16 protein-coding genes are annotated in these 18091 nt (G+C 44.8%); 11 read left to right on the top strand and 5 right to left on the bottom strand.

Features of this window, described 5'->3' with window-relative positions; all coding sequences use genetic code 11:
* Nucleotides 1-101: 101 nt before the first annotated feature.
* The 3 genes from C0979_RS03660 to typA are packed head-to-tail and all read right to left on the bottom strand — an operon-like array spanning nt 102 to nt 3426.
* Nucleotides 102-713 (bottom strand): transporter, encoded by a 612-nt coding sequence (locus C0979_RS03660; RefSeq protein WP_101694689.1) that lies wholly within the window; start codon nt 711-713, stop codon nt 102-104.
* Nucleotides 710-1603, bottom strand: coding sequence for a phosphatase PAP2 family protein (locus tag C0979_RS03655; RefSeq protein ID WP_101694688.1), 894 nt, complete (start codon nt 1601-1603; stop codon nt 710-712). Before C0979_RS03655 ends, C0979_RS03660 begins: the two co-directional genes overlap by 4 nt.
* Entirely contained in the window at nt 1603-3426 is a 1824-nt protein-coding gene (typA, locus tag C0979_RS03650) for a translational GTPase TypA (RefSeq protein ID WP_101694687.1), read from the bottom strand. Before typA ends, C0979_RS03655 begins: the two co-directional genes overlap by 1 nt.
* A 198-nt stretch (nt 3427-3624) precedes the next feature.
* Here typA and C0979_RS03645 point away from each other — a divergent pair, with 198 nt between their 5' ends.
* The 11 genes from C0979_RS03645 to C0979_RS03595 all read left to right on the top strand — a co-directional run bounded on the left by C0979_RS03645 (nt 3625) and on the right by C0979_RS03595 (nt 17029).
* Entirely contained in the window at nt 3625-4251 is a 627-nt protein-coding gene (locus C0979_RS03645) for a single-stranded DNA-binding protein (RefSeq protein WP_101694686.1), read from the top strand.
* Nucleotides 4252-4343: 92 nt separating this feature from the next.
* Nucleotides 4344-5234: a 4-hydroxy-tetrahydrodipicolinate synthase gene (dapA, locus tag C0979_RS03640; protein ID WP_101694685.1), complete on the top strand. Its 891-nt coding sequence runs from the start codon at nt 4344-4346 to the stop codon at nt 5232-5234.
* A gap of 69 nt (nt 5235-5303) precedes the next feature.
* Nucleotides 5304-6062: a 4-hydroxy-tetrahydrodipicolinate reductase gene (dapB, locus tag C0979_RS03635; RefSeq protein ID WP_101694684.1), complete on the top strand. Its 759-nt coding sequence runs from the start codon at nt 5304-5306 to the stop codon at nt 6060-6062.
* A gap of 80 nt (nt 6063-6142) precedes the next feature.
* Nucleotides 6143-8095: a fructose-1,6-bisphosphatase gene (locus C0979_RS03630; protein WP_101694683.1), complete on the top strand. Its 1953-nt coding sequence runs from the start codon at nt 6143-6145 to the stop codon at nt 8093-8095.
* 138 nt (nt 8096-8233) lie between these two features.
* Entirely contained in the window at nt 8234-8569 is a 336-nt protein-coding gene (locus C0979_RS03625) for a hypothetical protein (RefSeq protein ID WP_101694682.1), read from the top strand.
* Between the two features lie 193 nt (nt 8570-8762).
* Complete coding sequence (gene hisA / locus C0979_RS03620; protein ID WP_101694681.1) at nt 8763-9569, top strand: phosphoribosylformimino-5-aminoimidazole carboxamide ribotide isomerase; 807 nt, start codon at nt 8763-8765, stop codon at nt 9567-9569.
* Between the two features lie 89 nt (nt 9570-9658).
* On the top strand, nt 9659-12223 hold the full coding sequence (gene secA / locus C0979_RS03615; protein ID WP_101694680.1) for a preprotein translocase subunit SecA: 2565 nt from the start codon (nt 9659-9661) through the stop codon (nt 12221-12223).
* 20 nt (nt 12224-12243) lie between these two features.
* Nucleotides 12244-13351 (top strand): peptide chain release factor 2 gene (gene prfB / locus C0979_RS03610; protein ID WP_101694679.1). Its coding sequence is split into 2 segments (ribosomal slippage): nt 12244-12318 and nt 12320-13351, totalling 1107 coding nucleotides; the frame shifts between segments, so codons are not numbered across the junction.
* Nucleotides 13352-13360: 9 nt separating this feature from the next.
* A complete protein-coding gene (locus C0979_RS03605; protein ID WP_101694678.1) occupies nt 13361-14584 on the top strand; it encodes a homoserine dehydrogenase in 1224 nt (407 codons plus the stop codon).
* Between the two features lie 31 nt (nt 14585-14615).
* The gene (locus C0979_RS03600) at nt 14616-15827 is read left to right on the top strand and encodes a cofactor-independent phosphoglycerate mutase (protein ID WP_101694677.1); all 1212 of its coding nucleotides are present in this window, start codon (nt 14616-14618) and stop codon (nt 15825-15827) included.
* Entirely contained in the window at nt 15821-17029 is a 1209-nt protein-coding gene (locus C0979_RS03595; protein WP_101694676.1) for an aspartate kinase, read from the top strand. The genes C0979_RS03600 and C0979_RS03595 overlap by 7 nt, the downstream gene beginning before the upstream one ends.
* Before the next feature lie 11 nt (nt 17030-17040).
* On the opposite strand, the gene C0979_RS03590 is transcribed toward C0979_RS03595, so the two are convergent.
* Entirely contained in the window at nt 17041-17436 is a 396-nt protein-coding gene (locus C0979_RS03590; RefSeq protein WP_101694675.1) for a helix-turn-helix domain-containing protein, read from the bottom strand.
* Nucleotides 17437-17547: 111 nt separating this feature from the next.
* Entirely contained in the window at nt 17548-17994 is a 447-nt protein-coding gene (locus C0979_RS03585; RefSeq protein WP_101694674.1) for a CYTH domain-containing protein, read from the bottom strand.
* Nucleotides 17995-18091: the final 97 nt, after the last annotated feature.

Below are 18091 nucleotides of genomic sequence, written 5' to 3'. Positions count from 1 at the left end.
CTGTCCAACCCCTTTTCGACATAATTTCAGAAGATATAGTCAGATAATTAATATAAATACCAACGATCTATCTGATATATGTAGTATAACACGTTTTGACGTCAATGTATAGCATGTATTACTTGAATTCTTGAAACTTTTTTGTCATGCATTTTGGCTACACGAAGACCAAAGTCTGGAAAATAAACACTCGCACCAACCCCGATTTCGATATCGTACTCTTCACATTTTTTTGAAAGGACATCGAGAAGAGTTTCCCCTTTTTCATGTGGAATATCAATATCGAGAAGTTTGTTAACGGTATGAGCCTTTGTGCTTGCTCGGAAAATGATTTCTTCTGCTATATCGAATTCGCAGAATAAGAACTTTCTGGTAGCAAACAGGACTGCGATGGCACAGACGCCGATCAGACTGCCCATAATAGAAGAGTGGTCGATAATGACCTGTCTTGCAATGGCAAAGAGCAGTACCTCGAAGACGGTGTTTGGCGTGTGGTAATACATCATGCGAATCAGCTCAACACCGATAATCAGGTTAAAGCATGTCTCTAGCAGATCGTCATAGTTTGGCCACACTTGCAGATCTGGAATATAGATCAGTGAACCTGCCATCCGAAGACAAAGTAAAATAATACCGACAGATAACATAAGAGCGATGAAAAATTCCAAGATAACTGCTACACGTTGTAAAAATTTTTCTGCAAAATGTTTCATAAATTCCTCCTGGCTAGTTTATGGTAGATCCATGGATAGATAATTAAAATCCATAATACCAGTATAAAGTATTCCGCCATCTTTGCCAAGATAGAACTTTGTGCCAGCATCCCAAGACCTTCTTTTAAGAGTACGGTGAAAAATAGCCCCAAAAGCAGTCGGATTACCTTTGCGGAAGTAGAGCCGATTTGGGGATCAAAATGGAAATGGGTTCGCTCTAGGTACCAGCCGACAGAAAAGCCAAGACCTGCGCCTGCGGCTTTGCAGCAGTCGGAAGCATATTTGGCGCTAATGGTTCCGTTTTTCATAAGCCATAGTGCATAGAGTGCAACAGCTATAGAAGTCAGAAAGAGTATTAAGGCAATAGGCTTAAGGTAACGGTTATCGTCAAGAAATGCAGACTGAAAGTGCCAGATGAATGTGGCGATAAGAAGAGACAATCCCATAGATACCAGCACGTCTTTTGGAGTATGGCAGCCCAGGTACATCCGAGAAAATCCAATGAGAAGAAAAGCTAATACGCAGAGGATTTTGAGGAGGAGTTTTTGGGACTTTTTCGCCAGCGGGTAGAACAGACAGGTGGCTCCCTGGGTGTGTCCGCTGGGAAAAGAGTAGCCGGTAGCTCCGGGGACTGCGCTTTCAACTGCATGGAAAGCGGGATCCAGTACCCAGGGGCGGGGAATGCGGAAGGTAACTTTTAAGGTCTGGACACAAAGACCGGCGGTAAAGTAAGTGAAACCAAGCAGATATGCAAAACGTTTGTCTATGCACCAATATAGTGCACAGACAAACGCAATGATGATAACTTCCTGGCCGAAATAAGTGATAAACTGCATTAGTTTATCGAGAAATGGGGTACGAATCCCCTCTAAAAACCATAAGAATGACATTATCTGTTTCCTCGTTTTCTCATTTTTGGATCCAAGATTTTTTTGCGGATTCTCAAGTTTTCCGGTGTTACTTCCAGAAGTTCATCGGTATCGATGAAATCAAGCGCCTCTTCCAGACTTAAGATCTTCGGAGGAGACAGGCGCAGTGCATCGTCTGCGCTGGAAGAACGGGTATTAGTCAGGTGCTTGGTTTTGCAGACGTTTACTTCAATGTCGTCTGTTTTAGCGTTCTGGCCGATTACCATACCGGAGTAAACTTTCTCGCCGGCGCCGATAAAGAGGATTCCACGTTCCTGGGCGCTGTAGAGACCGTAGGTTACGGATTCTCCGGTTTCAAATGCAATCAGGGATCCCTGTTTGCGGTACTGGATATCGCCTTTGTATGGGGCATATCCGTCAAATGCGGTGTTCATAATTCCGTTTCCTTTGGTATCAGTCAGGAATTCTCCGCGGTAGCCAATGAGACCTCTGGATGGGATTTTAAATTCCAGACGAGTGTAACCACCGCTTGCGGTTCCCATATTCTGGAGTTCTCCCTTTCTCTGGCTTAATTTATCAATGACTGTTCCGGTGAATTCTTCCGGTACATCAATATAAGCGACTTCCATTGGTTCTAATAATTTCCCGCTTTCATCTTTTTTATACAGAACTTCTGCTTTGCTGACTGCAAATTCATAGCCTTCTCGACGCATATTTTCGATCAATACAGAAAGATGAAGTTCACCGCGGCCGGATACACGGAAGCTGTCGGTGTTCTCGGATTCCTCCACTCGAAGGCTGACGTCTGTGTTCAACTCACGGAACAGACGGTCGCGGAGGTGACGAGAGGTAACGTACTTTCCTTCCTGGCCGGCAAATGGGCTGTCATTGACAATGAACTGCATTGCGATGGTTGGTTCAGAAATCTTCTGGAACGGGATCGGAGTCGGATCTTCCGGGGAGCAGAGTGTGTCACCAATGGAGATATCTGCAATACCGGAGATGGCAACGATGGAACCGATGGAAGCTTCTTTGACTTCAACCTTGTTTAATCCGTCAAATTCATACAATTTGCTGATTTTTACTTTCTTCTGTTTGTCCGGCTCGTGGTGGTTAACCATGATCAGATCCTGGTTGGCGGCAATGGTACCGTTGTCTACTTTTCCAACGCCGATTCGGCCGACATATTCATTGTAGTCGATGGTGCTGATCAGCATCTGAGTCGGGGCTTCCGGATCACCTTCCGGAGCTGGAATATAGTCGAGAATCGTCTCGAACAGCGGCTGCATATCTTTTTCTTCATCTGTTAAGTCTAAAACAGCAATTCCGGATTTGGCGGAAGCGTAGATGAATGGGCAATCCAGCTGATCGTCGGATGCATCCAGATCCATCAGAAGCTCCAGAACTTCGTCAATAACTTCTTCCGGTCTTGCTTCCGGACGGTCGATCTTATTGATGCAGACGATGACTGGAAGATCTAATTCCAGTGCCTTCCTTAATACGAATTTGGTCTGCGGCATGGCGCCTTCAAATGCGTCTACGACCAGAATAACACCGTTGACCATTTTCAAAACACGTTCTACTTCGCCTCCGAAGTCAGCGTGTCCTGGTGTATCAATGATATTGATTTTCGTACCTTTATAATAGACGGCAGTATTTTTAGAGAGGATGGTGATTCCACGCTCTCTCTCGATATCGTTAGAGTCCATGACACGTTCGGCTACTTCCTGATTTTCACGGAATACACCGCTTTGTTTTAACAGCTCGTCCACCAGGGTGGTTTTACCGTGGTCAACATGGGCGATGATTGCAATATTACGAACATCTTCACGTTTTGTTTTCATATGAACCTTCCTTTTCTCTACCTATTAAATACATTTTTTTACATTAACTTTAATAGTTTATCATATTTTGTGGATTTTACAAGTACCGGGATGCGGATATCTGATTTTTTGAAAAAAGTAGTTCTAAAATGCCAGAACCGTTCATAGACTGATTAATGACCTAGAAATACGACGCAGAGGAAGGGAGAAACTCAAATTATGTCAGATAAGATTATTGAAAACAACCAGGTAACCATTATGGGAGAAATCGTAACTCCATTTACATTCAGCCATGAGGTGTTTGGAGAAGGATTCTATATGGTAGAAGTAAGTGTCAGAAGACTTAGCAACTCACAGGATCAGATTCCGGTTATGGTATCGGAACGGCTGATTGATGTATCACAGGATTACACAGGAGAATTTATTATGGTGAGCGGACAGTTTCGGTCCTATAACCGACATGACGAGGTGAAGAACAGACTGGTTCTGTCTGTGTTTGCGCGGGAGATTGAATTTGTTGAAGAAGAGCTGGATGGAGCGAAGACAAATAATATCCTGTTAGACGGATATATCTGTAAACTTCCGGTGTATCGGAAGACGCCTCTTGGACGAGAAATTGCAGATCTTCTTTTGGCGGTTAACCGACCTTATGGAAAATCCGATTACATACCTTGTATTTGCTGGGGAAGGAATGCCAGGTATGCTTCTTCCTTTGAAGTTGGAGAACATGTGCAGATTACAGGGAGAATCCAAAGCCGGGAATATGTGAAAAAGCTGACAGAAGAGAGGACGGAAAGACGGGTGGCATACGAGGTGTCGGTCAGCAAACTTGAGTGCATGGAGTAGAGAAGGGCTTTTCATTGACATCATATTTGAATAATGATAGAATTTCATTATGAATGTATTTCAGAATGTTGATAGAAAGGCAGGAGGATATTATGTCTATTTTTACAGGCGCAGGCGTAGCGATCGTAACCCCATTTCAGGAGAATGGAGAGATCAATTATGATAAGCTGGACGAATTAATTGACTATCACTGTGAGAATGGTACGGATAGTATTATTATATGTGGAACTACAGGGGAATCAGCCACGATGACGGAAGAAGAGCATATGGAGTGTGTGAAGTTTGCCATTGAGCGGACGAAAAAGCGGATTCCGGTAATTGCAGGAACCGGTTCAAATTGCACCAGAACGGCTGTTGAGATGTCAAGAGAGGCGGCTGAAAACGGAGCAGACGGACTTCTGGTTGTGACTCCGTATTACAATAAGGCAACCCAGCAGGGACTGATTGCTCACTATACAGCAGTTGCCAGAGAAGCAAAAGCTCCGATTATTATGTACAGTGTTGCAAGTCGAACAGGATGTAACATCGAGCCAGCTACCGTTGCAGAGTTGGTGAAGAATGTAGATAATATTGTAGGAGTCAAGGAAGCTTCCGGCAACATTTCCCAGGTTGCGAAAATTATGGCAATGACGGATGGGAACATTGATCTTTATTCCGGAAATGATGATCAGATTGTGCCGATTCTGTCACTGGGCGGAAAGGGAGTCATTTCTGTATTGTCTAATGTTGCTCCGAAAGAGACGCACGATATCTGTGAATTCTTCTTTAACGGAGAGATAAAGGCCAGTACAGAACTTCAGTTAAAGGCGATTCCATTGGTAGAGCAGCTGTTCTGCGAAGTGAATCCGATTCCGGTAAAGAAGGCGATGAAGCTGATGGGATACGATTGTGGTCCGCTTCGGATGCCGCTTACGGAACTGACACCGGAACATGAGAAATCACTGGCGAAGGCAATGAAGGATTTCGGGATTGCGCTTGTCTAGGAGTGGCATGGCGTGATACATACAATGGCGAAAATGCTTTTGCAGAAGTGACAGGAGGATAAGAAAAAGATGGTAAGAGCGATTATGCATGGCTGTAATGGCAAGATGGGTCAGGTGATCAGTGGTCTTGCAAAAGCAGATGAACAGATAGAAATTGTGGCGGGAATTGATCGGTATATGGGAATCACCAACGACTACCCGGTATTTGACAGCATTGAGAAGTGTGATGTGGAAGCAGATGTTGTGATTGATTTTTCCAATGCGGCGGCAGTGGATGCGCTTCTTGAGTACTGTGTGGAGAAGGCGCTTCCGGTTGTACTGTGTACAACGGGACTTTCCGAAGAGCAGCTTGCGAAGGTAGAAGAGGCGGCAGGAAAGACGGCAGTCTTAAAATCTGCCAATATGTCTTTGGGAATCAATCTTTTAATGAAGCTCCTTCAGGATGCGGCAAAGGTTCTGGGACCGGCTGGTTACGATATTGAATTGGTGGAGAAGCATCACAACCAGAAAGTAGATGCACCAAGCGGAACGGCTCTGGTTTTGGCAGATTCGATCAATGAGGCTTTGGATCAGGAATATACATATGTATATGACAGAAGCCAGGTCAGACAGAAAAGAGATCAGAAAGAAATTGGAATCTCAGCTGTACGTGGTGGAACGATCGTGGGAGACCATGAAGTGATTTTTGCCGGTGTGGATGAGGTGATTGAGTTTAAGCATACTGCGTATTCCAAATCTGTATTTGGAAAAGGAGCGGTGGAAGCTGCGAAGTTCCTGGCAGGGAAACCAGCTGGGCGCTATGATATGTCAGATGTAATTCATTTTTAACTTTACAGAACAAGGACAGCAGGAGATGGACGAAAAAGCCGGATTTTGCTGTCCTTGTCTGCAAAGAGAAGGAGGACTACATGAAAGAATTGGAAGATCGTTATCTGGAACGCCTTTCTGAATTGTATCCAACCATCGCCAAGGCATCAACGGAGATCATTAATCTGCAGGCGATTCTGAATCTGCCGAAAGGCACGGAGCATTTTCTTACGGATATTCATGGGGAATATGAGGCTTTTTCTCATGTGCTTAAGAATGGTTCGGGATCAGTGCGCCGTAAAATTGAAGATGTATTCGGGAATACAATGAGTAGCAGGGAAAAACAGACGCTTGCTACTCTTATTTATTATCCGGAAGAGAAGATGGAGCGGATCAGACAGAAAGAAGAAAATATGGAGGAATGGTACCGGATTACTCTGTATCGCCTGATAGAAGTGTGTAAATGTGCAGCAAGTAAATATACCCGCTCTAAAGTGCGCAAAGCCCTTCCGCCGGATTTTGCCTATGTGATCGAAGAGCTGATGACGGAAAAGGCAGAAGGAATAGATAAAGAATCCTATTATAATGCAATTGTGAGTACGATTATCCGTATTGGGCGTGCAGATCGGTTTATTGTTGCACTAAGTGAGCTGATCCAGCGGCTGATCGTAGATCATCTTCATATTGTAGGGGATATTTATGATCGGGGGCCTGGGCCGCACATTATTATGGACAAGTTAATGGCGTACCATTCTGTGGATATTCAGTGGGGGAATCATGATGTGTTGTGGATGGGGGCAGCAGCCGGTCAGAGAGGGTGCATTGCGAATGTGATACGCATTTGCGCAAGGTATGGCAATTTAGATATTCTTGAGGATGGATATGGAATTAATCTGCTTCCGCTTGCCACATTTGCGATGAATACGTATGAGCAGGATTCTTGTGCCTGCTTTCAGCTGAAAGGAGAATCCGGGCATGGGAAAGAAGAGAAGCTCTTAGAAATAAAGATGCATAAGGCAATGTCTGTGATTCAGTTTAAGGTGGAAGGGCAATTGATCCGAGAGCATCCGGAATTTCACTTGGATAGCAGGAATCTTTTGCACCTTATGAATTGTGAGACTGGAACGATAGAGATACAGGGGCATACATATGAGCTGTTAGATACGAATTTCCCTACGGTTGATCGGAAAGATCCTTATGCGCTGACGAAAGAGGAAGAGGAGATTATGGAGCGTCTGACGGGAGCCTTTCAGAATTGTGAAAAGCTGCAGCGGCATATGAGGTTTCTGCTAAGTAAAGGCGGGCTTTATAAGATTTGCAATCAGAATCTTCTGTATCATGGCTGTGTACCGCTTGCGGAAGATGGGAGCTTGAAGAAAGTTTCTTTATATGGGAAAGAATATCAGGGGAAAAGCTTGTACGAGATGCTGGAAAGTTCTGTGAGAAAAGGCTTTTATGCGATGGAGGAAGAAGAGCGAAAAAAAGGTCGGGATTTGATGTGGTATATCTGGCTGGGAGAAGATTCTCCGCTTTTTGGAAAGGATAAGATGGCGACGTTTGAACGGTATTTTCTTGCAGATAAAGCGACCCATAAGGAAGAGAAAAATCCCTACTATCATCTTCTGGAGAATGAGCAGGCAATGAATGGAATTTTGCGGGAGTTTGGTCTGCCGGAAGAGGGAAGCCACATTATCAATGGGCATGTTCCGGTTAAGAGTAAAAGTGGGGAGAGTCCGGTGAAATGTGGTGGAAAAGTTCTGGTTATTGATGGTGGATTTTCCAAAGCTTATCAGAAAGAAACGGGAATTGCAGGGTATACGCTTATCTATAATTCTTACGGTTTGATTCTGGCCGCCCATGAGCCGTTTGAATCTACGGAAGCTGCCATCGAAAAAGAAAGTGATATTCATTCGGACAGTACAATCGTTAAACGGGTGGTTGAGCGTAAGCTGGTTGGGGATACGGATGTAGGACGAGAGTTGCAGGAACAGATTTTGGATCTGGAACGTCTGCTGGCAGCTTACCGAAGTGGAAAGATTGCAGAACGGATGTGATGTTTTAACTACGTTTCAGCCAAAAGAAAAGGAAAAAAATTCCATAGAAAAAGCGGTATAAATTTCCGGTATCTGCAAATAGTATCTGTAGCAAGTATTGCTTGATAACAGACCATGATACAGGAAAGGGAGACAGACATGAAACAGTTGAAAAAATGGATGCTCGTTCTGATGTGTGCAGGGACGATGATGAGTGTAACCGCTTGTGGAAGCGACAAGAATGCAAAGGATAACGAGGCGACGCAGGATCAGGATCATACAGGTAAGGATCAGGATCGAGATATGGCGGATGATGAAGAGGGCAAGATGGATGATGCTGGAAAGAATGATGCCATAGAGGATGGCAATCGTGACGGCGTCGCAGATGAAATTGGCAAAGATATCAAAGATGGAGCCAAGGACATAAAAGAAGATGCCGAAAACGGAGTCAATGAAATGATGGATGAAAATGATCCAGATAAGACAACAAGATAAAAGTGAGATAGAATATTTGTGATGCCGGGGCTTGGTAAGTCCCGGTATTTTTGTTTGATGGAAATGTGGCTGAATGTAAAATGAAATAGAGTGTGCTCTCTTTTCAAGAAGTGCGGCCTATGGTAGAATAAACTAAGCACGAAACATGAATCAATGAAAAGCAAAGAATTGCGGATGAAAAAAGGAGAGTATTATGCGGTTCAGACCATGTATTGATATTCATAATGGAGCGGTAAAGCAGATTGTGGGAGGAAGCCTGAAAGATCAGGGAGATCAGGCGATTGAAAATTTCAGATCGGATCAGGATGCGGCGTATTATGCGAGAATGTACCGGGAGGATGATCTGCCGGGTGGGCATGTGATTCTTCTGAACTCTTCGTCTTCTCCTTATTACGAGAAGACGAAAGAGCAGGCGCTGAAAGCACTTCGGGCATATCCGAAAGGGCTGCAGGTCGGAGGCGGAATTACGGCGGAGAATGCAGAAGAGTATTTGGAGGCCGGAGCAAGTCATGTCATTGTTACATCCTATGTATTTAAGGACGGGGAAATCCGTTTAGACAGGCTTAAGGAGCTTGAAAAGGCAGTGGGAAGAAAGCATCTGGTGCTGGATGTCAGCTGCCGCAGAAAAGGCGATGCGTACTATATCGTGACGGATCGGTGGCAGACATTTACGAATGTACGTCTTACAAAAGCGAAGATGGAGGAGCTTGCAGCGTACTGCGATGAATTTCTGGTACATGGAGTGGATGTAGAAGGAAAAGCCTCCGGAGTGGAAGAAAATTTGGTGCAAATATTGCGGTCTGTGGAAAATATACCGATTACTTATGCAGGGGGGATCGGGAAAATGGAAGACTTGGAAGCCTTCCGGCAGATGTCGGGTGGGCGATTGGACTATACAATCGGAAGTGCGTTGGATTTATTTGGCGGTTCGATACCTTATGAGTATGTAAAAAGGCAGGGACTATGTCCGAATCGTAACGATAGTGTGAACACTTTATAAATTAGTTGAACTGAAACAGTGTTGGTGCTAGAATGGAAGGATAGAGTGGTCATTTATAGGCCAAATTCATGACAAGGAGTATACGTCACATGAGTTTATTTACAAAAATATTTGGAACACATAGTGAAAATGAATTAAAAAGAATTTACCCGATCGTAGATGCGATCGAGGCATTGGAGCCGGAGATACAGAAGCTTTCGGATGAAGAATTGAGGGGAAAAACCAAAGAGTTTAAGAACCGCCTAGCAGAGGGGGAGACGCTTGACGACCTGCTTCCGGAGGCATATGCGGTTGTCAGAGAAGCAGCTTTCCGTACAATGGGAATGAAGCATTACCGAGTGCAGTTAATCGGTGGAATTATTCTTCACCAGGGTCGTATTGCAGAGATGAAGACAGGAGAAGGTAAGACACTGGTGTCTACCCTTCCGGCATATTTAAATGCATTAACAGGAGAGGGTGTCCATATCGTCACGGTCAATGATTATCTTGCAAAGCGTGATGCGGAATGGATGGGACAGGTTCACGAATTCCTGGGGCTGACAGTCGGCGTTGTATTAAATAGTATGGATAATGATGAAAGACGGGCTGCTTACAATTGTGATATCACTTATGTGACGAATAATGAGCTGGGATTTGATTATCTGCGTGATAATATGGTGATTTATAAGGAGCAGCTGGTGCAGAGAGGGCTGAAGTATGCCATCATTGATGAGGTTGACTCAGTTCTGATTGATGAGGCGCGTACTCCGCTTATTATTTCCGGACAAAGCGGAAAGTCTACGAAGCTTTATGAAGCATGCGATATTCTGGCCCGTCAGCTGGAGCGTGGAGAGGCAAGCGGAGAATTCACCAAAATGAACGCCATTATGGGTGAAGATATTGAAGAGACAGGTGACTTTGTTGTCAATGAGAAGGAGAAGAATGTCAACCTGACCGAGGATGGTGTAAAGAAGGTAGAGAAGTTCTTCCATATTGATAACCTTGCAGATCCGGAGAATTTGGAGATTCAGCACAATATTATTCTGGCGCTTCGCGCACATAATCTGATGTTTAGAGATCAGGACTATGTGGTGAAAGATGACGAAGTTCTGATTGTAGATGAATTTACCGGACGTATTATGCCAGGACGCCGTTACTCTGACGGTCTTCATCAGGCGATTGAGGCGAAGGAGCATGTGAAGGTAAAACGGGAGAGCAAGACACTTGCAACGATTACGTTCCAAAACCTGTTTAATAAATTCCAGAAGAAGGCAGGTATGACAGGTACTGCCCTTACAGAGGAGAAGGAATTCCGTGAGATTTACGGAATGGACGTTGTTGAGATTCCGACCAACAAACCGGTTCTCCGTGAGGATTTAGAGGATGCGGTTTATAAGACCCAGAAAGAAAAGTTCCGCGCTGTCTGTGATGAGATTGAGCGGGCACATGCGAAACATCAGCCGGTTCTGGTAGGTACAATTACCATTGAAACATCCGAATTGTTAAGTGGAATGCTGAAGAGAAGAGGTATTCAGCATAATGTATTGAACGCCAAGTTCCATGAGATGGAGGCGGAGATTGTTGCTCAGGCGGGTATCCATGATGCCGTTACCATTGCGACCAATATGGCGGGACGTGGTACGGATATTAAGCTGGATGATGAGGCGAAAGAGGCCGGCGGTTTAAAGATCATCGGTACGGAGCGCCATGAGTCCAGACGAATTGATAACCAGCTGCGCGGACGTTCCGGACGTCAGGGAGATCCGGGTGAATCCAGATTTTACATTTCTCTGGAAGATGATCTGATGCGCTTATTTGGATCCGAGCGTCTGATGAATGTGTTTAATACACTTGGCGTGCAGGACGGGGAACAGATTGAACATAAGATGCTTTCCAGTGCAATCGAGAAGGCGCAGCAGAAGATTGAAAGCAATAACTTCGGAATCCGTAAGAATCTGCTGGAATACGACCAGGTTATGAACGAGCAGAGAGAAATTATATACGAAGAGAGACGCCGGGTGTTAGACGGAGAAAATATGCGGGATTCTATTTTCCATATGATGAACGAATATGTAGAAAACCTGGTGGATCGTATGACCAGTTCCGATCAGGATCCGGAAGAGTGGAATTTAGCTGAGTTGAATCTGGCTCTTCACAATACGATTCCAATGGCTCCGATTACGGAAGAAGACGTTAAGAATATGAGCCAGAAAGAGTTGAAGCATATGCTCAAAGAGCGGGCTGCCAAGGCTTATGAGGCGAAAGAATCTGAGTTCCCAGAGCCGGAACACATCCGCGAACTGGAGCGAGTGGTACTTCTGAAGGTGATCGATGCCAAATGGATGGATCATATTGATGATATGGATCAGCTTCGTCAGGGAATCGGTCTGCAGGCATATGGTCAGAGAGATCCAAAGGTAGAGTATAAGATGTTAGGATATGAGATGTTTGATGCGATGACGAAGAGTATTGAGGAAGATACGGTTCGTACGCTGCTTCACATCAAGTTGGAACAGAAGGTGGAAAGAGAACAGGTTGCAAAGGTGACCGGAACCAATAAAGATGACAGCGCAGTAAAAGAGCCGAAGAAGCGGGCGGAGAAAAAGGTGTATCCAAATGATCCATGCCCATGTGGAAGCGGTAAGAAATACAAACAGTGCTGTGGACGGAAATAATCAGAAAAAGAGGTGATTAGGTGGTTGAATTAGATCAGTTTAAAACATTGATGAATTCTTATGAGGAACCACTTGCTGAAATGAGGGATTCACTTTGACCCGGCCGGCAAGGAGAGACGGATCGAAGAATTACAGCGTAAGATAGAAGAACCAGGCTTTTGGGATCAGCCGGAAGAATCCCAAAAGCTGATGAAAGAATTAAAAGATTTACAGGCGCTTCAGGAGACGATTCAAAGTCTGTACTGCACCTATGAGGATATTCAGGTGTTAATAGAAATGGGATACGAGGAAGAGGATCCAGAAATGGTTCGGGAGATTCAGACAGAGATAGCATCCTTTGAAACTTTATTTGAGGAACTTCGGATTCAGACTCTGCTGTCTGGTGAATATGATGGGTGTAACGCAATTGTAACGATCCATGCGGGAGCAGGCGGTACAGAGTCTTGTGACTGGGCAGGAATGCTTTACCGTATGTACAGTCGCTGGGCAGAGCGGAAAGGTTTTTCACTTCAGATACTGGATTATCTGGAAGGAGATATTGCAGGAACAAAGTCCGTCACCTTTGAGGTGAACGGGGAGAATGCTTACGGGTACCTGAAATCAGAAAAAGGCGTGCATCGTCTGGTTAGAATTTCTCCGTTTAACTCAGCGGGGAAACGTCAGACATCCTTTGCATCCTGTGATGTGGTGCCGGATATAGAAGATGAGATTGATATCGAGATTGCAGATGATGAGTTAAAGATTGATACTTACCGTGCCAGCGGAGCCGGAGGTCAGCATGTAAATAAGACTTCTTCCGCAATTCGGATCACCCATCTTCCGACGGGAATTGTAGTACAGTGTCAGAATGAAAGGTCTCAGCACCATAATAAAGAAAAGGCAATGCAGATGCTGAAGGTGAAGCTTCAGATGCTGAAGGAGCAGGAACAGGCAGAGAAGGTTTCTGATATTCGGGGTGAGGTTAAGGAGATTGGATTTGGAAATCAGATCCGTTCCTACGTGATGCAGCCGTATACACTGGTGAAAGACCACAGAACGAATGCGGAGAGCGGTAACGTGAATGCGGTGTTGGATGGAGAGATTGATCTGTTCATCAATGCATATTTGAAACAAACAGTCAGCGGATAAGGAGGGCATATGGTTAACATAGCGGTATTAGGTTATGGAACGGTTGGTTCCGGTGTGGTAGAGGTTGTGAATACCAATGGCTCCCGGATCAGTCAGAGAATCGGAGATGAATTGAACATTAAGTATGTGCTGGATTTGAAGGATTTTCCGGGAGATCCGGTACAGGAGAAGATTGTCCATGATTTTGAGACGATTATCGAGGATGAAGAGATTCAGATTGTTGTGGAAGTGATGGGAGGAATTGAACCGGCATACACATTTGTCAAGCGATCCTTGCAGGCAGGAAAGAGTGTGGCGACTTCTAATAAGGCGTTGGTAGCCAAGCATGGTGCGGAATTGTTATCCATTGCAAAAGAGCAGAATATTAATTTTCTGTTTGAGGCCAGTGTCGGAGGTGGAATTCCGATTATAAGACCTTTGAACTCTTCGCTGACAGCAGATGAGATTGAGGAAATTACCGGTATTTTGAATGGGACGACCAACTATATGCTGACCCGGATGTTCTATGAAGGGGCAGACTACGAGGACGTGCTGAAAGAGGCACAGGAGAAAGGCTACGCAGAGAGGAATCCGGAAGCGGATGTGGAAGGATATGATGCTTGTAGAAAAATTGCGATCCTGTCCTCCCTGATCTCAGGACAGCAGGTGGATTTTGAAGATATCTACTGTGAAGGAATTACACAAATCACAGCTGAAGATATGAAGTATGCGAAGGGTATGGGGATGACAATTAAGCTGTTGGCGTCCAGTAAGCGCTATGCTGGCAACCGGCTTCATGCAATTGTAGCGCCCTTCCTTCTGAAGGCGGATCATCCGCTGTACCATGTGGACGGTGTGTTTAATTCTATTTTTGTACATGGAAATGTCCTGGGAGATGCCATGTTCTATGGAAGTGGTGCAGGAAAACTTCCTACGGCCAGTGCAGTAGTGGCAGATGTCGTAGATGCTGCGAAGCATTTGAACCGTAATATTATGACGATGTGGAAGGAAGAGAAGCTTCGGTTAGAGGAAAAAGCCGGTGCGAAACGTCGTTTCTTCGTTCGGATAAAAGGAGAAGAGGAAAGTCTCCTTCCGGCAATTCATGATTCCTTTGGGGACGTAGAAGTTGTCCGGGCAGAGGGACTGGATGGAGAATTTGGATTTATAACACCGGTGATGATGGAAGGAGATTATGAGGTGCGCGCCCGTTTATACCGGGAGCAGATTCTTCATATGATCCGTGTAGAAGGCTAGGAAAACAGGACGGCAAGAAAAGGAGATGCCTATGAAATATATCATATTGTTGAGTGATGGAATGGCAGGGCGGCCGCTTTCGGAACTTTCCGGGAGAACGACGTTAGAAGCGGCTCATACACCAGTGATGGATACACTGGCAAAGGTTTCGGAGATTGGAATGACTTCCATGGTACCGAAGGGAATGGCGCCGGGAAGTGATACAGCGAATCTGGCTGTAATGGGATACGACCCGAAAAAATATTATACCGGAAGATCCCCTCTGGAAGCGCTTAGTATCGGAGTTGATATGGCGGATTCCGATATCTCGTTCCGTTGTAATCTGGTGACTCTTTCAGAAGAAGGGGACGCTTATGAAGAACGCACGATTCTGGATCACAGTTCTGATGAAATCAGTACGCAGGAGGCAGAAGTTCTGCTTAGCGCAGTAAAAGAAAGACTTGTGAAAGAGGGCTATCAGTTTTATACGGGAACCAGTTATCGTCATCTTCTCATCTGGAAGGGGGGAAGGGTTCTTGAACTGACACCGCCCCATGATATTTTGACGAAGAAAATCGGATCTTATCTTCCAAAGGACCCTGTATTACGGGAGATGATGGAGAAAAGTTATGAGATTTTGGAACATCATCCGATCAATGAAAATCGAAGGAAAAATGGATTGAAACCAGCCAATTCTCTTTGGTTCTGGGGGGCAGGAACGAAACCTGCTTTGACTTCCTTTGAGGAGCGAACCGGGAAAAAGGGCGTGATGATCTCAGCAGTAGATTTATTGAAAGGAATTGCCATTGGAGCTGGTATGGACTGTGTGTGTGTGGAAGGTGCAAATGGAGGTCTTCATACCAATTACAAGGGAAAGGCGCTGGCAGCAGTTCAGGCGTTGACAGAAGACGGATATGATTTTGCTTATATCCATGTGGAAGCCCCGGATGAAATGGGACATCAGGGAAGTGCAGCTCATAAGATTGAGGCCATTGAACATGTCGATAAAGAGGTCCTGGGAACAGTGGCAGAGAAACTGAATCAGGCAGGAGAGGACTATCGACTTCTTTTGCTTCCAGATCACCCGACACCGATAGAAGTTCGGACCCATACGGGAGATCCCGTACCATATCTTCTGTATGACAGCACGAAGGAACAGGACGGACTTGTGGCTTACAACGAGAAGACGGCAGAGACGTCAGGACGGTATGAGAAAGATGGTTATCGTCTGATCGGACATCTGCTGCAGGAGGAGTTATGTTAGTAGTAAAGAAATTTGGCGGCAGTTCGGTCGCTGATAAAGAAAGGATCTTTAATGTCGCAAACCGTTGTATTGAAGAATATAAAGCGGGAAATGATGTGGTGGTGGTGCTTTCTGCTATGGGAGATACTACGGATCATCTGATTGGGCTGGCCAATACGATCAACCCAAAGGCGAAAAAGAGAGAGTTGGATATGCTCCTTACTACAGGAGAACAGGTGTCAGTATCTTTGATGGCAATGGCAATGCAGGCGCTGGATGTGCCAGCGGTTTCTTTAAATGCATTTCAGGTGATGATGCATTCTACCTCACGGTATGGAAATGCCCGATTTAAGCGAGTGGATACTGAACGGATTCAGCACGAGCTGGATTCCAGAAAGATCGTTATAGTGACTGGATTTCAGGGAGTCAATAAATATGACGATATTACCACTCTTGGCCGGGGTGGTTCTGATACCACTGCTGTTGCACTGGCAGCGGCGCTTCACGCAGATCGTTGTGAAATCTATACAGATGTGGATGGTGTCTATACGGCAGATCCAAGAGTCGTAAAGAACGCCAAAAAGCTGGATACGATTACCTATGATGAGATGCTGGAGCTTGCCAGTCTGGGAGCGAAGGTACTTCACAATCGGTCTGTAGAGATGGCAAAGAAATATAATGTAGAATTAGTAGTACGGTCCAGCCTGAACCGTTCAGAGGGAACCGTAGTGAAGGAGGCTTCCAAAATGGAAAAATTATTAGTGACGGGTGTTGCGGCGGACAGTAATACGGCTAGAATCTCGGTAATTGGAGTGGATGACAAACCGGGAATTGCATTCCAGATTTTTGATACGCTTGCTAAGAGCTACATTAATGTGGATATTATTCTTCAGTCTGTGGGAAGAGAAGGAACAAAAGATATTTCCTTTACCGTTGCTTCAGAAGATCTTGAAAATGCGCTTCAGGTATTGGATGCGAATAAAGAAAGACTGACGATTCAAAAAGTAACTTATAATGAAGATGTTGCAAAATTGTCCATTGTCGGGGCGGGTATGATGAGTAATCCGGGAGTTGCAGCGAGAATGTTCGAGGCATTGTATAATTCCCGTGTTAATATTAATATGATTTCGACATCTGAGATCCGAATCACGGTATTGGTTGCCAAGAATGATATTGAAAAAGCAATGAATGCGGTTCATGATGGATTTGGAATGGCGGATTAAAAGCCGCAGTATTAAACTTCAGAATTTGCACGCAGAAAACCGGTAATAATCTGTTGGTTCTCATGGGAGAGGGTACGGTATTGAATAATCATATCGATTTCCTCTTCTGAGAGATAGATCGTATTACCGGTTTTTTTCTCGGATGCAAGCGCGTAAGGAGCAGGATCTTCAGACAGAATGCCGGAGGTGTCGCTGTGCTGAAGATTTTTAAGAACAAGAGCATCGAGATTAACCTGATAGAAAGAGGCAAGAAGAAGCAAAGAGTCTAGGTCTGGTGTGCGTTTGCTTGTCTCATAGTTGGAATATGCCTGTCTGGAAATATTCAGCATGTCGCTCAGTGTGGTCTGGGTCAGGCCGCACTGTTTGCGAAGGTATCTTAAATTGTTTGCAAGCTGTATATTTGGCATGTCCTTCTATCCTCCGGAAAATAATATCTCCTGTTAGTATAGCAATTTGCCAAATAAATAGAAATCTATGCAACAAAACGTCACAAAGAGAAAGAAAGCAACAAAATGATGCTAATTGGATTTGCTTAATTGGCTGTTGTGGTATTTTCCGGAGAACGTAACGTCTTCACCAAACCAGTCAGGCGCCTGAAAATGTCTGGCAGTATCTTCGTCTGGAAATTCTACTTCTGCAAGCGCGAGGGGCGCAAGGTCACCTTCAAAGAGGTCCAGCTCGATCGTCAGATCATTCGGAAGAGGAATCATATAACGACGTTTTTGAATGAGTCTTCCGTCAACCTTGGAGAGAAGATGGGTATAAGCATCCTGGGTTAACGGAAGGTTGTACTCTTCTCGGATCATCAGACCGGAAGATTTGTAAGTTAACTCAAACGTATCGTTGTCACGACGGATGCGGATGACCGGTTCTGTGCACAGATACCCCTGTTCGATGATTCGACAAGGGTATCTTTCTAAATCGTTTGGAAGTTGATGGATGAGATATTTTCGTTCGATTTCCATAATAGTAGGTTCCTTTCTTATCTGTAATTAGAGTATGCATGATATAGGTGCTTACAGCTACCATAATAATGGAGTATACAAAAAATGTAAACAATGC

Origin of the sequence: Dorea phocaeensis (assembly GCF_900240315.1) — a bacterium.
Classification (GTDB): Bacteria; Bacillota; Clostridia; order Lachnospirales; family Lachnospiraceae; genus Dorea_B; species Dorea_B phocaeensis.
The sequence above is the reverse complement of the archived record's forward strand: the minus strand, read 5'-3'. Positions and strand labels throughout refer to the sequence as shown.

What these genes read in the sequence shown, in the direction of transcription:
- C0979_RS03660 (WP_101694689.1), bottom strand. Translation starts at nt 713, where the DNA reads ATGAAACATTTTGCAGAAAAATTTTTACAACGTGTAGCAGTTATCTTG.
- C0979_RS03655 (WP_101694688.1), bottom strand. Translation starts at nt 1,603, where the DNA reads ATGTCATTCTTATGGTTTTTAGAGGGGATTCGTACCCCATTTCTCGAT.
- typA (WP_101694687.1), bottom strand. Translation starts at nt 3,426, where the DNA reads ATGAAAACAAAACGTGAAGATGTTCGTAATATTGCAATCATCGCCCAT.
- C0979_RS03645 (WP_101694686.1), top strand. Translation starts at nt 3,625, where the DNA reads ATGTCAGATAAGATTATTGAAAACAACCAGGTAACCATTATGGGAGAA.
- dapA (WP_101694685.1), top strand. Translation starts at nt 4,344, where the DNA reads ATGTCTATTTTTACAGGCGCAGGCGTAGCGATCGTAACCCCATTTCAG.
- dapB (WP_101694684.1), top strand. Translation starts at nt 5,304, where the DNA reads ATGGTAAGAGCGATTATGCATGGCTGTAATGGCAAGATGGGTCAGGTG.
- C0979_RS03630 (WP_101694683.1), top strand. Translation starts at nt 6,143, where the DNA reads ATGAAAGAATTGGAAGATCGTTATCTGGAACGCCTTTCTGAATTGTAT.
- C0979_RS03625 (WP_101694682.1), top strand. Translation starts at nt 8,234, where the DNA reads ATGAAACAGTTGAAAAAATGGATGCTCGTTCTGATGTGTGCAGGGACG.
- hisA (WP_101694681.1), top strand. Translation starts at nt 8,763, where the DNA reads ATGCGGTTCAGACCATGTATTGATATTCATAATGGAGCGGTAAAGCAG.
- secA (WP_101694680.1), top strand. Translation starts at nt 9,659, where the DNA reads ATGAGTTTATTTACAAAAATATTTGGAACACATAGTGAAAATGAATTA.
- C0979_RS03605 (WP_101694678.1), top strand. Translation starts at nt 13,361, where the DNA reads ATGGTTAACATAGCGGTATTAGGTTATGGAACGGTTGGTTCCGGTGTG.
- C0979_RS03600 (WP_101694677.1), top strand. Translation starts at nt 14,616, where the DNA reads ATGAAATATATCATATTGTTGAGTGATGGAATGGCAGGGCGGCCGCTT.
- C0979_RS03595 (WP_101694676.1), top strand. Translation starts at nt 15,821, where the DNA reads ATGTTAGTAGTAAAGAAATTTGGCGGCAGTTCGGTCGCTGATAAAGAA.
- C0979_RS03590 (WP_101694675.1), bottom strand. Translation starts at nt 17,436, where the DNA reads ATGCCAAATATACAGCTTGCAAACAATTTAAGATACCTTCGCAAACAG.
- C0979_RS03585 (WP_101694674.1), bottom strand. Translation starts at nt 17,994, where the DNA reads ATGGAAATCGAACGAAAATATCTCATCCATCAACTTCCAAACGATTTA.